Genomic DNA, 14310 nt, shown 5'->3' with positions numbered 1-14310 from the left:
ACGTATTTCGAACAAATCTTTCCGCGTAACCGATGAGCCGTCGCCGACACCGCCCGCATGCCCGTGATCTGCACGGCATCCTGCTGCTCGACAAACCGCTGCATATGAGTTCTAACAAAGCGCTGCAGGTGGCTTTGGCCATCCTGCGCGCGGCGAAAGGTGGGCACACGGGCGCGCTCGATCCGCTGGCGACGGGTTTGTTGCCGTTGTGTTTCGGCGAAGCCACCAAGATCGCCGGCAACTTGCTGGGTTCGCGCAAGGCCTATGTGGCCGAATGCCGGCTCGGCGTCACCACGACCACCGCCGATCTTGAAGGTGAAGAAGTGAATCGACGCCCGGTCCCGGTGTTGGACGATGCGGCGATCGAGGCGGCGCTTGCGTCGTTTCGCGGACGCATCGTGCAGGTGCCGCCGGTGTATTCGGCGCTCAAGCAGGGTGGAGAGCCGCTCTATCTCAAAGCGCGCCGCGGCGAAGACGTGATGGCGCCGCCGCGCCAAGTGGATATCTACGCCCTGGATTTGCTGGCCCGCACGGACGATACGCTGACCCTGCATGTGGAATGCGGCTCGGGCACGTACATCCGCAGCCTGGCGGTCGATCTGGGCGAAAAGCTCGGCTGCGGCGCACATCTGAGCGGGTTGCGGCGGTTATGGGTGGATCCGTTCCGCGCCCCGGTCATGATCACCATGGACGCCCTGCGGGAAGCGGCCGAGCAGGGCGATCACGCGCTCGATCAGGTGATGCTTCCGCTGTCCGCCGGCGTGGCCGATTGGCCGGCGATGCACCTCGACGAGGCGATGAGCCTGGCCGTCTCACGGGGGCGCCAGATTGAATGGCCCGCAGGGCATCCGGACGAGCGATCCGCGGTTTTTGCCGCCGATGGACGCCTGCTGGCCCTGGTCGATCGCGACGAACAGAACCGGATACGCATCCTTAGGGGCTTCAATTTGCCCGTGCCGGCTTAACGTTTCACGCTATGGTCTTGTTGCAATACGCCTGGGCTCGGTACAATAACCCTCTTGATTCAGTACGTTCACTCAACTGTCGGAGCTTGCGCAACGTCATCGGGCGGTGACGTTGCGCAAGTTCCGCACCCGTTTTTTTAAGGAAACACACATGTCTCTCACCGTTGAACAGTCCAGCAAGATCATTGCTGACTTCGGCCACGCGCCGAACGATACCGGCTCCACCGAAGTGCAGGTTGCGCTGCTCTCTGCGCGTATCGATCACCTCACCGATCACTTCAAGGCGCATAAGCAGGATCATCACTCGCGTCGTGGTTTGCTTAAGCTGGTGAACCAGCGCAAGCGCCTGCTCGGCTACCTCAAGGATCGTGATCTGGGTCGTTATCAGAGCCTGATCGAACGCCTCGGCTTGCGTCGCTGATTTTTTGCGCGCATCCGTGCACGCAAAGGTCAAAAAGCGGTCATCCATGGCCGCACCTTTTAAATCAGGACATCCAAAGTGGCGAAAGTAACCAAGTCATTCCAGTACGGTAACCACGAAGTCACTCTGGAGACGGGCGAAATCGCCCGCCAGGCTTCGGGCGCTGTCATGGTCAGCATGGGCGGTACCGTGGTGCTCGTCACCGTGGTGGCCGCATCGAAAGCGAAAGAAGGTCAAGACTTCTTCCCGCTCACTGTCGACTACGTCGAGAAGTTCTACTCCGCCGGCCGCATTCCCGGCGGTTTCTTCAAGCGCGAAGGTCGCCCGACTGAAAAAGAGACGCTCACTTCGCGTCTGATCGATCGTCCGGTGCGCCCGCTCTTCCCGGAAGAGTTCAAGAACGAAGTGCAGATCATCGCCCAGGTGGTCTCGCTCAATCCGGAAATCGACGGCGACATCGTTTCGATGATCGGCGCTTCCGCTGCGCTGAGCCTGGCCGGCATCCCGTTCAAGGGGCCGATCGGCGCTGCGCGCGTGGGCTACGCCAACGGCAACTACCTGCTGAACCCGACCGTGACCGAGCTGAAGACCTCGGACCTGGATCTGGTGGTCGCCGGTACGTCCAACGCCGTGTTGATGGTGGAATCCGAAGCGAAGCTGCTCAGCGAAGAAGTGATGCTCGGCGCCGTGGTGTTCGGCCACAAGCAGATGCAGGCCGCGATCTCGGCCATCAACGACTTCGTCGCTGAAGCCGGTCGCAAGGCATTTTCGTGGTCCGCTCCGGCCCGCAACGACGCGCTGTACAACGACATCAACGGCATCCTCGGCGATCGCATGGAAAAGGCTTTCGCCATCCGCGACAAGCTGGAACGCCGCGACGCCATCGCCGCGCTGAAGGCCGACATCAAGGCCGGTATCGCTGAAACCGCCGCGTCGCACGGCTGGTCCGATCTGGACATCAGCAATGCGTTTGCGGACATCGAATACCGCACGATGCGCGACGGCGTGCTGAAGACCAAGATCCGCATCGACGGCCGCAAGCTGGACGATATCCGTCCGATCAGCGTGCGCGTTGGCGTATTGCCTCGCACGCACGGTTCGGCGCTTTTCACGCGCGGCGAAACGCAGGCGCTGGTCGTAGCCACGCTCGGCACCGCCCGCGATGCGCAGATCATCGACGCACCGGAAGGCGAATCGAAAGATCCGTTCCTGTTCCACTACAACTTCCCGCCGTTCTCGGTCGGTGAAGCCGGTCGTTTCGGTGCGCCCAAGCGTCGCGAAATCGGCCACGGCCGTCTCGCCAAGCGCGGCGTGCAGGCGGTGAAGCCGTCGCTGGAATCGTTCCCGTACGTCGTGCGCGTGGTGTCGGAAATCACCGAGTCGAACGGTTCGTCCTCGATGGCCTCGGTGTGCGGTTCCTCGCTCGCCATGATGGATGCCGGTGTGCCGCTCAAGGCGCCGGTGGCCGGTATCGCCATGGGCCTGGTGAAGGAAGGCAACGACTACGTCGTGCTCTCCGACATCCTGGGCGACGAAGATCATCTCGGCGACATGGACTTCAAAGTGGCCGGTAGCGCCGATGGCGTGTCCGCGCTGCAGATGGACATCAAGATCGAAGGCATCACCGAAGAGATCATGAAGCTGGCGCTGGAGCAGGCCAAGCGTGGTCGTCTGCACATCCTCGGCGAAATGGCCAAGGTGATCAGCACGGCGCGTGCGGAGATGAGCGAATACGCGCCGCGTCTGCTCACCATCAAGATCCATCCGGACAAGATCCGCGAAGTCATCGGCAAGGGCGGCGCCACCATCCGCTCGATCACCGAAGAAACCGGCACCACCATCGACATCAGCGACGACGGCACCGTGGTCATCGCCTCGGTCAATCGCATGGCGGCGGAAGAAGCGCGCAAGCGCATCGATCAGATCGTCTCCGACGTCGAGCCGGGTCGCATCTACGAAGGCAAGGTCGCCAAGCTGATGGATTTCGGCGCGTTCGTGACCATTCTGCCGGGCAAAGACGGCCTCGTTCACGTCTCGCAGATCTCCAACGAGCGCGTGGAAAAGGTTTCCGACAAGCTCAAGGAAGGCGACATCGTGAAGGTGAAGGTGCTGGAAGTGGACAAGCAGGGCCGTATCCGCCTGTCCATGAAAGCGGTCACTGAGGACGAAAGCGCCAGCGTCTGAGCGCTTTTCCTACACGCCGATTCAACAAAACGCCCGGCTCTCGCAGCCGGGCGTTTTCGTTTCTGAAACCTTGTATTTGGTACGATCACGCCTCTCCTTGAGGATGCAGGCATGCCAGACCAGGCGAATGATTTTCTGAAGGACTACCAGGCTTTCGCGCAGCAATCCTGGGATGCCTGGATGCGATACATGCAGCAGCAAGGGCAGCCCGCTCCCTTTTCGCCCTTTGGCATGGCCGCCACCGCTGTACCGCAGAACGATTTGCTGACGCGTAGCCTGTCCAGCCTCAAGGCCTACGGCAGTTGGCTGCAGCAAGCCGCTGGAGCCGGCATGGGCCCGATGTCGATGGGCAACTGGCAGCAGCCGAGCGCGATGCAATCGTTCCTGGCGGCGTTCAATCAGCCGTTCGCGCAGACCGTAGCGGGCATCGACAGTTCGTCAGCATTTGGTTTGGAACATCAATGGCAGTCGTGGCTGCAAGCCATGCAGCAAAACGCGGGCACGTTTGCGATGCCCAGCCAGATGGCCGCCTTCGGCATCACGCGCGAAGTGCAGCTCGATCAGCAAGCGCTCGCGGCCGCCATGCAACAGTACGCGCAGATCAATGCGCGTTATCAAGGCTTGCTGCAGAAAGTAAACACCCAAGGCATCGCGCGCTTACAGCAAATGCTGTCGCAACAAGCAGAGACTGGAAAACAGGTCGAGTCCCTGAAAGCGTTGTACGACTTGTGGGTGGACGCTATGGAAGAGGCATACGCCACGATGGCGATGTCCGATGAATACCGCGAGGTGTTCGGCGCATTGGCCAACGCGCAAATGCATGTGCGCAAATTGCAACAAGAGCAAACGGAACATATGTGCCGCGAGCTCGGCATTCCCACGCGCAGCGAAGTGAATAGCCTCGGCAAGCGCCTGCAGGAAATGCGGCGCGAATTGAAAGCGCAAAACCAAGGCGCGTCTGCCGTCGACGTGTCGCTGGTCGATACGTTGCAAGCAGAGATCGCCTCGCTCAAGCGCGAATTGGCCGAGAGCAAGGCGACCAAAGTTCATTCCATCGAACGCAAGTCAGGCGAGAACGGTAAAACGGCAAGCCCTTCGCGACGCGCGAAGGCGACACGCTCCGCCACCGGCAAACGCAAGTAAGGAATGCGCATGCAAAATCCGTTTCATATCGACCCGCAGCAAGCCTTCGGCGAAATGGCCGAGTTTCAGCGCAAGCTCGCTGCAGGCATGAAAAATCTTCAGGGGTTGGGCGAACAGGCGTATGCCGATACGCCGCGCGAAGCGATCTATCGCGAAGACAAGCTCACCGTATGGCATATGAAAGGCGCCAACAAGCCGACGGCGCGCGTGCCGACGCTTATCGTCTACGCCTTGGTCAACACCGTGTGGATGACCGATCTGCAGGACGATCGCTCGCTCGTGCGCAACCTGCTCGCGCAGGGCGAGGATGTTTATCTTATCGACTGGGGTTATCCCGACGGCGCCGATCGCTGGCTGACGTTGGACGATTATCTCAACGGTTATCTCGACCGCTGCGTCGATGCGATTTGCAAACGTCATGGCCTGGACGCGATCAATCTGCTTGGCATTTGCCAGGGTGGCACGTTCTCGCTGTGCTACACCGCGATGCACCCGGAGAAGGTCAAGAATCTCGTCACCATGGTGACGCCGGTGGATTTCCGCACGCCCGACAACATGCTGTCGCACTGGGTGCAGAACATGGACATCGATCTGTTCGTAGACACGCTCGGCAATGTGCCGGCGGAGTTGATGAACTGGGTGTACCTGATGCTCAAGCCGTTGCGCTTGAATCAGCAGAAATACGTGAGTCTGGTCGACATTCTCGACAATCCCGCCGAGCTGAAAAATTTCCTTCGCATGGAGCGCTGGATTTTCGATTCGCCCGATCAGGCCGGCGAAGCGTTTCGCGAGTTCATCAAGGAATTCTTCCAGCAGAACAAATTGATCAAAGGCGATTTGCAAATCGGCAAACATCCGGTCGATCTCGGGATGGTGACTCAGCCCGTGCTCAACATTTTCGCGACGCAAGATCACCTCGTGCCGCCGGATGCCTCGCGCGCATTGCAGAAACATGTCGGCACCACCGATTACACCGAGGTGGCCTTCAAGGGCGGCCATATCGGCATTTACGTGTCCGGCCGCGCGCAACGCGAAGTGGCGCCTGCGATTCACCAGTGGTTGCGCGAGCGCAGCGCGTAAAACTGTCCTTTTCGCGACACGTTTTCCGCCGAGGGCAGTGCTGCCATTGCTGATAAACTAGGGCGATGACAAATCTCGCATCTGCCCACGACACCATCCGCGCCGTGCAATGGCGCGGCGACCATCTCAGCTTGCTGGACCAGCGACTGTTGCCGGCCGAAGAACGCTGGCTCGAATGCCGCAGTTCCGCGGACGTAACCCAAGCCATCAAGGATCTGGTGGTGCGCGGTGCGCCCGCCATCGGCATTGCTGCGGCTTGGGGCGTGGTGCTTGCCGCGCAGCAAGGCGCCGAGCTCGATCAGGCGCTGGCGCAATTGCGCGCGGCGCGGCCCACGGCGGTCAATCTGATGTGGGCGCTCGATCGTATGAAGGCGCGCATTGTCGCCGGTGCCGACACCGCCGCGCTGGAGCGCGAGGCGCAGGCCATTCAGGACGAAGACCTCGCCGCTAATCGCCATATGGGCGAGTTGGGCGCGGCGCTGATCGCGCCGGGCTCTGGCGTGATGACTCATTGCAACACCGGCTCGCTCGCCACATCCGGCTACGGCACGGCGCTGGGCGTGATTCGCGCAGGCGTTGCGGCGGGGCGCATCAACCAGGTTTACGCCGGCGAAACGCGGCCGTGGCAGCAGGGCGCGCGTCTCACCATGTGGGAGTTGGTTCGCGACGGCATTCCCGCGCAGCTCATCGCCGATTCCGCCGCATCGCACCTGATGAAATCCGGCGCGGTGAAATGGGTGATGGTGGGTGCGGATCGCATCGCCGCCAACGGCGATACCGCCAACAAGATCGGCACGTACCAACTTGCCATCGCGGCGCGCTATCACGGCGTGAAGTTCATGGTGGTTGCACCGTCTTCCACGGTGGATATGGCGACCGCGTCGGGCGATGACATCGACATCGAATTGCGCGATCCGGCGGAATTGCTCAGCGTGGCGGGACGCCGCACAGTGGTCGACGGCGCGCAAGCATGGAACCCCGTGTTCGACGTCACGCCAGCCTCGTTGATCGACGCCATCGTCACCGAGCGCGGCGTGATCGAGCAGCCGACGCTTGAACGCATGCGAGCCGTTTTCATCGCATGAAGCTGCGCCGCGAAGTGATGCTGTTCGCCATTGGCGGCCTGCTCGGCTTCGTGGTCGACGCAGGTGTCGTGCAGACGCTGGTCACTTTTGCGCACGTCAATCCATACATCGGGCGCGTAATTTCTTTTCTGTTGGCCGCGACGGTGACGTGGTGGTGGAACCGCAGCCAAACGTTTGCGGCGCGCCAGAGCGGGCGATCGCTCACGGTGGAATGGCTGCACTGGATGGCCTTGATGAGCGGTGGCGCGGCGATCAATTACGGCGCTTATGTGGCGTGTTTGATGGCCTTTCCGAGCTGGCATCGGTGGCCGGCGCTGGCCGTTGGCGTGGGCTCTTTTTTTGCCGCGTTCGTCAATTTCGTGAGCGCACGGACGCTGCTTTTTCGTCGCGCCAAAACAGGCTCCTAACTCATTGATTGAAAAGGCTAAAATTAGGCCTCTTCACGCGCCACTGTGTTACACTTTCAACCTACCGTCTGACCCTCGCAGACACGCGCTCGGAGCGCCTGTCTCGGGGCTCCTATTTGTTACCAGGGAAGCTGATTGATGGCAGAGCTCGCCAAAGAAGTCATCCGCGTCAATATCGAAGACGAAATGCGCCAGAGCTATCTCGATTACGCCATGAGCGTGATCGTGGGACGCGCCCTCCCGGACGTTCGCGATGGTTTGAAGCCCGTGCATCGTCGTGTGTTGTTCGCAATGAACGAGCTCGGCAACGCTTGGAACAAGCCGTACAAAAAATCCGCCCGCGTCGTCGGTGACGTGATCGGTAAATACCATCCGCACGGCGATGCATCGGTTTACGACGCCATCGTGCGCATGGCCCAGCCGTTCTCGCTGCGCTACATGCTGGTGGACGGCCAAGGCAACTTCGGTTCGGTCGACGGCGACAATGCGGCGGCGATGCGTTACACCGAAGTGCGCATGTCGCGCCTCACGCACGAGTTGCTAGCCGATATCGACAAGGAAACCGTCGACTTCGGACCTAACTACGACGAAAGCGAGCAGGAACCGCTGGTTCTGCCGACGCGCGTACCGAATCTGCTGGTGAACGGTTCGGCAGGTATCGCGGTGGGCATGGCCACCAACGTGCCGCCGCACAACCTCACTGAGGTGATTTCCGCGACCATCGCGTTGATCGACAACCCGTCGCTCACCGTCGACGAATTGATGCAGCACGTGCCCGGTCCGGATTTCCCGACCGCCGGCATCATCAATGGCGCCGCCGGCATCATCGAAGCGTATCGCACCGGTCGCGGCCGCATTTTGGTGCGCGCGCGCACTGAGATCGAAACCGAATCCAACGGTCGCGAGACGATCCTCGTTCACGAGCTGCCGTATCAGGTGAACAAGGCGCGTCTGATCGAAAAGATCGCCGAGCTGGTCAAGGAAAAGAAAGTCGAGGGCATCTCCGAACTGCGCGACGAGTCCGACAAGGACGGCATGCGCATCGTTATCGAGATCCGCCGCGACGCGATGGGCGATGTGGTGCTCAACAACCTGTTCCAGCAAACGCAGCTGCAGGTTACCTTCGGCATCAACATGGTGGCGCTGCTCGACGGTCAGCCGCGCACGCTCAATTTGAAGGAAATCCTTGAGGCGTTCATTCGCCATCGCCGCGAAGTGGTCACGCGCCGCACGATTTTCGAACTGCGCAAAGCACGCGCACGCGCGCACATTCTGGAAGGCCTCACGGTTGCGCTCGCCAACATCGACGAGATGATCGAGCTGATCAAGACCTCCGCCTCGCCGCAGGAAGCGCGCGAACGCATGCTGGCGCGTAAGTGGCAGCCGGGCATGGTCTCGTCGCTGCTGGCTGCGGCCGGCGCGGAATCGTCGCGACCGGAAGACATGGACCCGCGCGATGGTTTAAAGGCGGACGGCTATCAGCTTTCCGAGACGCAGGCGCAGGAAATCCTCGCCATGCGCCTGCATCGCCTCACGGGTCTTGAGCAGGAAAAACTGTCCGACGAATATCGCGAAATTCTCGAAGTCATCCGCGGCTTGATCGAAATTCTGGAAGATCCCGCGCGTCTGCTGTCGGTGATTCGCGACGAGCTCGAAGCGATCAAGGCCGAATTCGGCGACGCGCGCCGCACCGAAATTCAGCATTCGCAGGAAGATCTCAACGTTCTCGATTTGATCGCGCCGGAAGACGTGGTCGTGACGCTGTCGCATGCCGGTTACGTAAAGCGTCAGTCGACCAGCATCTATCGCGCGCAACGTCGCGGTGGCAAAGGTCGCTCGGCGTCGGCGTTGAAGGAAGAGGATTTCGTCGAACAGTTGTGGGTGGTGAATACACACGACACGCTGCTCACATTCACTAGCACGGGTCGCGTTTACTGGCTGAAGGTGTATCAGATGCCGGAAGCCGGTCCGAATGCGCGCGGCAAGCCGATGGTGAATCTGCTTCCGCTCGCCGAAGGCGAGAAGGTACAGGCCGTGTTGCCGGTGCATGAATACAGCGCTGATCGCTATGTGTTCTTCGCTACGTCGCAAGGCACGGTGAAGAAAACCTCGCTGACCGAATTCGAATACCAGCTGCAGAAAGGCAAGATCGCCATCAATCTGGACGAAGGCGATGCGCTGGTCGGCGTGATGCTGACGGACGGTAACAGCGACGTGCTGCTGTTCGCATCCAACGGCAAGGTCGTCCGCTTCGACGAAAGCGAAGTGCGCCCGATGGGCCGCACGGCCACGGGCGTACGCGGCATGAAGCTCACCGACGAGGCCAAGGTCGTATCGCTGATCGTGGCGGAAGAGGGCGACATTCTTACCGCAACCGAACGCGGTTACGGCAAGCGCACGCAGCTCGACGAATTCCCCAAGAAAGGGCGCGGCACGCAAGGCGTCATCGGCATTCAATGCTCCGAGCGCAACGGTGCGTTGGTCGCCGCGGCGCAAGTCACCGATGCCCACGAACTGATGCTGATCTCCAACCAGGGCACCCTGGTGCGCACGCGCGCGATGGAAATCTCTCAGCTCGGCCGCAACACGCAGGGCGTTACGTTGATTCGCTTGCCGGCAGAAGAGTCACTCGTCAGCGTCGTGCGCTTGGACGCGGACGAAAGCAATGGCGACGAAACGGAAAACGGTGAAGGCCTGCCGCCCGATCAAGACGGTTCGGCAGATACGACGCAACCCGTCGAGTGAAGTTGATGGCAGTATGAAAAAAAAGCCCCGGTTTTCCGGGGCTTTTTTGTTGTCGACGTTACTGGCGCACAAGCGCATCCAGCATCGCTTCGGCGGTCGTCACGCGCAACTCGCCTGGACTTTCGATATTGAGCAATTTCACCACGCCATTCTCTGCATAGAGGGCGAAGCGGCGCGATCGCATGCCCATCCCGTATGCGCTGCCATCCATTTCCAAGCCGAGGGCTTTGGTGAACGAACCATTGCCGTCCGCGAGCAGCTTGAGCCCTGCCGGAACCTGCTGCGAGATGGCCCACGCCTTCATGACGTGCGCATCGTTGACGGCCATGCAATACACCTCGACGCCGCGCGCTTTGAATGCGTCGAAGTGTTTGACGTAACCCGGCAAATGGCGATTCGAGCACGTCGGCGTGAACGCGCCGGGCACGGCAAACAGCACGACGTTCCGGTCGGCGAACAGCGTGGATGTCGTGACGCGTTGTACTTCTGCGCCGTCATCGACAACGGCGATTTCGACATCGGGAAGGGTTTGTTCGATTTGTATGGTCATGGGGTTATCGCTGAAGCGTTGGCAACGTCCACCATGGTACTGCCGGGTTTGGCGGCTTGTCGCCTTGAAACGGGCGACATCGGAACTTATGTGGTTCTCAAGCGGAAAACATGCCGCACCTTTATTGAGGAACTACCCATGATTTCAGTTCGCAGCGCCATCTGGGGCGCTCCCAGCGCGCTTCCTGCCGATGTCCGTCACGCCTTTGATCGCGTCTTTCATCATGCCCAAAACGATAGCACCAATGCCGCAGTGGGCCAGTGGGCGCCGCGTGCGGATATCCTCGAAGAAGCGCAGCGCTTTGTGATTTACGTCGACGTGCCCGGTGTGGATCCGGCAAATATCGAAGTGAGCATGGCCAAAGGCGTTCTCACCATCAAAGGCGAACGCACGGCGGAGAAGGACGATGAGCAAGGCCGTTTTACACGCGTGGAACGTGCGCACGGCAGCTTCCATCGCCGCTTTGCCTTGCCCGATAGCGCCGATGCCGATGCGATCAGCGCATCCGGCAAGCTTGGCGTGCTGGAAATCGTGATTCCCAAGAAAGCCGATACGGCGCCGCGCCGCATTACCATTCACACGGCGCAGTAACCGTATATTGCTTGATGTTGCGCAGATCGCTCGCCACGGACCATGATCCGTGGCGGGCTGTCTCTGTTGGTGTAGTGCCTGCTCTGGGGAGCGACAGTGGAATTCAAAGACTATTACGACACGCTGGGCGTCAAACCCGACGCCAGCGAAGCCGATATCAAGGCGGCTTTTCGCAAGCTCGCGCGCAAATATCATCCTGACAAGAACAAAGACGCGGGCGCGGAAGAGAAGTTCAAGGCCGTCAACGAGGCCAATGAAGTTTTGCGCGATACCGAAAAGCGTCGCGCTTACGATCAGTTGCGTGCGGGCGGTTATCGTTCCGGTGAGCAGTTCCGCCCGCCGCCGAATTGGGGGCAGGGACAAGGCTTCGATTTCAATGAATCGGGCGAAGGCGATTTCAGCGATTTCTTCGAGAGCTTGTTTGGACGCGCGGGCGGCGGTGCGCGCCATGCACCGCGTGCGCGCCGCGGACGCGATGCGCACGCCAAGGTTCAGATCGATTTGCAAACCGCGTTCAATGGCGGCAAGACGCGCTTGAGTCTCGACGACGGCAGCGGTGTCGAGCGCGTGCTTGAAGTGAAGATTCCGGCTGGCATTCAGCCCGCTCAGGTCATTCGACTCGGCGGCCAGGGCCATCCTGGCGCAGGTGGCGGTCCCAATGGCGATCTGTTGCTGGAGGTGGGCATACGCGACGATGCGCGCTTCAAGCTGGACGGTCTAAACGTGCTGCATGTGTTGCCCGTCAGCCCGTGGGAAGCGGCGCTGGGTGCAACGGTGCCTGTGCCGACGCTCGCCGGCACGGTGGATTTGCGCATCCCCGCAGGTACGCAATCGGGACGGAAATTGCGTTTGAAAGGACGAGGGTTGCCGGGAAAGATGGCCGGCGATCAGTTGGTGGAAGTGTCGATCCGAGTACCCCTTGCGGAAAACGATACGCAACGCCAAGCCTATGAAGCATTGCGCACGCAATTCGCCCATTACGATCCGCGACAATGATCGGGTTTTCCGATCGCAGAAAAACAAACGGCGCCTTGAAGGCGCCGTTTGCTTTTGAGGTTGAGCTTTTATTTAAGCCGGCAGCAGCTCTTTCAACACGGCCACCAGCTCTTCTTCTTTGATCGGTTTGGTGACGTAGGCCTTTGCGCCTTGGCGCATGCCCCAGACTTTGTCGGTTTCCTGATCCTTGGTGGTGACCAGCACAATCGGAATATGCGCGGTTTCCGGATCCTTGCTGATGGTGCGGGTTGCCTGGAAGCCGTTGAGGTTCGGCATCACCACGTCCATCAAGATCAGCGCAGGTTTTTCCTGCTTCGCCACAGCGACACCCGCGGCACCGTCTTCGGCGGTCAGCGTTTCATGGCCGAGCTTCTCGACGATGCGCTTGATACCGAGAAGCTGCGACGGAGAATCGTCGACGATAAGAATGCGTGCCATAAGGTGGAAATCCCCTTGTCGTTTCGTTAATTCTAAGTCGTGGCGGCGATGCTTCCAAGCACTAGATGTTGCCGACTCTCACAATTGTACGTCCAAACGATTCACCCCCCAGCATGCGGTCGAATACCTGCGGGAGCTGCTCCAGGCTCACTTCTTGGGTGGCGATACGATCGAGATGGCGCGGTTTCCAGTCGCTGGCGAGATGTTGCCACACCTGATCGCGCAGATCGCGGGCGGTGCCGGCCGAGGCGACGCCGAGCAGGCTGACGCCGCGAATAATGAACGGCATCACGGTACTGTCCAGCTCGATACCGCCGGCGTTGCCGCAAATGGCGACGTTGCCGTACGGCACGATCAGCGGGAGCAGGCCGGCGATCATTGCGCCGCCCACGTTGTCCAGCGCGCCGCCGAAGCGGGCCGAATCCATCGGTTTGCCACTGAATTGGAGTTGGTGACGATCGATGCATTCCGTCGCGCCGAGGCTGCGCAAGAAATCGAAGTGCGCCGATTTTCCGCTGATCGCATGCACCTGGTAACCGGCGCGCGTGAAGATGTCGATGGCGAGCATGCCGACGCCGCCGCTGGCGCCGCTCACGGCAAGTGGGCCGAGCGCGGGCGATTGGCGGTTGTCTTCCATCCGCACCAGCGCCAGCGCAGCCGTAAAGCCGGCTGTTCCGAGAATCATGCTCTCGCGCAGGCTGAGCCCTTGCGGCAACGGAATCGTCCACGACGAAGGCAAGCGAATGTATTCGCCATAGCCGCCGTCGCGCGTTTCGGAGAGGCCGCTGCCGGTGCATAGCACCTGGTCGCCTTCTTTGAAGGCGGTGCTGGTGGACGCCACCACGACACCTGCCGCGTCGATGCCCCCGTTGAGCGGATATTGGCGAAGGATTTTGCCTTTGCCCGTGCCCGCGAGCGCATCTTTGTAATTCACCGACGAGTAGGCGACTTTCACTAACACCTCGCCAGGGCTCAGCGCGTCGGCTTGCAGTGTTTCTATGCCGCCGCGATAGCCATTGGCGTCGTTGTGAATGCGAAATGCCTGAAATGCGGTCATAGCCGTGCGCCTTATGCCTTGATGCTGGAGGTGTCGATGCCGAACGACGTTGCGGCTGCTTGGTAGCGGCTTATCCAATCGAACAACGCGTCGGTGGAGTCGCCGAACCACACGGCGTCGCGACGGCTCTGCGAAACAAAACCTTGCGACACCATGTGATCCATCATGCCGCGCAAGTGTTCGTAATAACCGAGCGTGTTCAGAAATCCGCACGGATAGCTGTGCAATCCCAGTTGCGCCCACGTCAGCATTTCGAACATCTCATCCATGGTGCCGAAGCCGCCGGGCAGCGCGACAAACGCATCGGAGAGTTCGTACATGCGCGTCTTGCGTTGATGCATGGTGTCGACCACCACAAGCTCGCTCAGTCCCGTGTGCGCGACTTCGCGCTCAACCAGCTGGCGTGGAATAACGCCGATAACTTTGCCGCCCGCGTTCAAAGTCGCATTGGCCACCGAGCCCATCAATCCCACTTTGCCGCCGCCATATACCAGGGTGATATTCCGCCGCGCCAACTCGGCGCCGAAGGCCTGCGCCGTTTCGGTGTAGAGAGGGCGGTTGCCGCCTTGGGAGCCGCAGTAGACGCAAAGGGCGGTGGGTTGGGGCATGTCGGTGGGCTCGGCTTTCGGGTGATGGATCGTGACGCAG

At 60.5% G+C, this 14310-nt stretch carries 14 protein-coding genes; 10 read left to right on the top strand and 4 right to left on the bottom strand.

Annotated elements, in window-relative coordinates:
* The first annotated feature begins 32 nt into the window (after positions 1–32).
* From truB to gyrA, 8 genes are all read left to right on the top strand, one after another.
* Positions 33–965: a tRNA pseudouridine(55) synthase TruB gene (gene truB / locus L0U79_RS14825; RefSeq protein WP_233843025.1), complete on the top strand. Its 933-nt coding sequence runs from the start codon at positions 33–35 to the stop codon at positions 963–965.
* Positions 966–1116: 151 nt separating this feature from the next.
* Positions 1117–1386, top strand: a complete 270-nt coding sequence (gene rpsO / locus L0U79_RS14820; RefSeq protein ID WP_233843024.1) for a 30S ribosomal protein S15 — start codon at positions 1117–1119, stop codon at positions 1384–1386.
* Between the two features lie 78 nt (positions 1387–1464).
* Positions 1465–3570, top strand: a complete 2106-nt coding sequence (gene pnp, locus L0U79_RS14815) for a polyribonucleotide nucleotidyltransferase (RefSeq protein ID WP_233843023.1) — start codon at positions 1465–1467, stop codon at positions 3568–3570.
* A 111-nt stretch (positions 3571–3681) separates the two neighbouring features.
* A complete protein-coding gene (locus tag L0U79_RS14810; protein WP_233843022.1) occupies positions 3682–4713 on the top strand; it encodes a poly(R)-hydroxyalkanoic acid synthase subunit PhaE in 1032 nt (343 codons plus the stop codon).
* A gap of 9 nt (positions 4714–4722) precedes the next feature.
* Positions 4723–5793, top strand: coding sequence for a class III poly(R)-hydroxyalkanoic acid synthase subunit PhaC (locus L0U79_RS14805; protein WP_233843021.1), 1071 nt, complete (start codon positions 4723–4725; stop codon positions 5791–5793).
* Positions 5794–5858: 65 nt separating this feature from the next.
* Entirely contained in the window at positions 5859–6878 is a 1020-nt protein-coding gene (mtnA, locus tag L0U79_RS14800; protein WP_233843020.1) for an S-methyl-5-thioribose-1-phosphate isomerase, read from the top strand.
* On the top strand, positions 6875–7285 hold the full coding sequence (locus tag L0U79_RS14795) for a GtrA family protein (protein WP_233843019.1): 411 nt from the start codon (positions 6875–6877) through the stop codon (positions 7283–7285). Before mtnA ends, L0U79_RS14795 begins: the two co-directional genes overlap by 4 nt.
* A 138-nt stretch (positions 7286–7423) precedes the next feature.
* On the top strand, positions 7424–10030 hold the full coding sequence (gene gyrA, locus L0U79_RS14790) for a DNA gyrase subunit A (RefSeq protein ID WP_233843018.1): 2607 nt from the start codon (positions 7424–7426) through the stop codon (positions 10028–10030).
* Between the two features lie 58 nt (positions 10031–10088).
* On the opposite strand, the gene L0U79_RS14785 is transcribed toward gyrA, so the two are convergent.
* Positions 10089–10580, bottom strand: a complete 492-nt coding sequence (locus L0U79_RS14785; protein ID WP_233843017.1) for a peroxiredoxin — start codon at positions 10578–10580, stop codon at positions 10089–10091.
* A 138-nt stretch (positions 10581–10718) separates the two neighbouring features.
* Here L0U79_RS14785 and L0U79_RS14780 point away from each other — a divergent pair, with 138 nt between their 5' ends.
* Together L0U79_RS14780 and L0U79_RS14775 are read left to right on the top strand one after the other, a co-directional pair.
* Positions 10719–11171 carry an Hsp20/alpha crystallin family protein gene (locus L0U79_RS14780; protein ID WP_233843016.1) on the top strand — a complete coding sequence of 151 codons (453 nt, stop codon included), beginning with the start codon at positions 10719–10721 and terminating at the stop codon, positions 11169–11171.
* Positions 11172–11267: 96 nt separating this feature from the next.
* Complete coding sequence (locus L0U79_RS14775) at positions 11268–12167, top strand: DnaJ C-terminal domain-containing protein (RefSeq protein ID WP_233843015.1); 900 nt, start codon at positions 11268–11270, stop codon at positions 12165–12167.
* 72 nt (positions 12168–12239) lie between these two features.
* Here L0U79_RS14775 and pilH read toward each other — a convergent pair whose 3' ends face one another.
* The 3 genes from pilH to L0U79_RS14760 all read right to left on the bottom strand — a co-directional run bounded on the left by pilH (position 12240) and on the right by L0U79_RS14760 (position 14270).
* Entirely contained in the window at positions 12240–12605 is a 366-nt protein-coding gene (pilH, locus tag L0U79_RS14770; RefSeq protein ID WP_192674868.1) for a twitching motility response regulator PilH, read from the bottom strand.
* 61 nt (positions 12606–12666) lie between these two features.
* Complete coding sequence (locus tag L0U79_RS14765) at positions 12667–13662, bottom strand: YhdH/YhfP family quinone oxidoreductase (RefSeq protein ID WP_233843014.1); 996 nt, start codon at positions 13660–13662, stop codon at positions 12667–12669.
* Positions 13663–13673: 11 nt separating this feature from the next.
* The gene (locus L0U79_RS14760) at positions 13674–14270 is read right to left on the bottom strand and encodes a TIGR00730 family Rossman fold protein (protein WP_233843013.1); all 597 of its coding nucleotides are present in this window, start codon (positions 14268–14270) and stop codon (positions 13674–13676) included.
* Positions 14271–14310: the final 40 nt, after the last annotated feature.

The sequence above is a fragment of the Dyella sp. 2HG41-7 genome, from assembly GCF_021390675.1.
Classification (GTDB): domain Bacteria; phylum Pseudomonadota; class Gammaproteobacteria; order Xanthomonadales; family Rhodanobacteraceae; genus Dyella_B.
Note: the sequence above shows the minus strand (reverse complement) of the source record. Positions and strands in the feature narration are given on the sequence as shown.

Coding starts and splice junctions, on each gene's coding strand:
- truB (WP_233843025.1), top strand. CDS start 33: ATGAGCCGTCGCCGACACCGCCCGCATGCCCGTGATCTGCACGGCATC.
- rpsO (WP_233843024.1), top strand. CDS start 1,117: ATGTCTCTCACCGTTGAACAGTCCAGCAAGATCATTGCTGACTTCGGC.
- L0U79_RS14810 (WP_233843022.1), top strand. CDS start 3,682: ATGCCAGACCAGGCGAATGATTTTCTGAAGGACTACCAGGCTTTCGCG.
- L0U79_RS14805 (WP_233843021.1), top strand. CDS start 4,723: ATGCAAAATCCGTTTCATATCGACCCGCAGCAAGCCTTCGGCGAAATG.
- mtnA (WP_233843020.1), top strand. CDS start 5,859: ATGACAAATCTCGCATCTGCCCACGACACCATCCGCGCCGTGCAATGG.
- L0U79_RS14795 (WP_233843019.1), top strand. CDS start 6,875: ATGAAGCTGCGCCGCGAAGTGATGCTGTTCGCCATTGGCGGCCTGCTC.
- gyrA (WP_233843018.1), top strand. CDS start 7,424: ATGGCAGAGCTCGCCAAAGAAGTCATCCGCGTCAATATCGAAGACGAA.
- L0U79_RS14785 (WP_233843017.1), bottom strand. CDS start 10,580: ATGACCATACAAATCGAACAAACCCTTCCCGATGTCGAAATCGCCGTT.
- L0U79_RS14780 (WP_233843016.1), top strand. CDS start 10,719: ATGATTTCAGTTCGCAGCGCCATCTGGGGCGCTCCCAGCGCGCTTCCT.
- pilH (WP_192674868.1), bottom strand. CDS start 12,605: ATGGCACGCATTCTTATCGTCGACGATTCTCCGTCGCAGCTTCTCGGT.
- L0U79_RS14765 (WP_233843014.1), bottom strand. CDS start 13,662: ATGACCGCATTTCAGGCATTTCGCATTCACAACGACGCCAATGGCTAT.
- L0U79_RS14760 (WP_233843013.1), bottom strand. CDS start 14,270: ATGCCCCAACCCACCGCCCTTTGCGTCTACTGCGGCTCCCAAGGCGGC.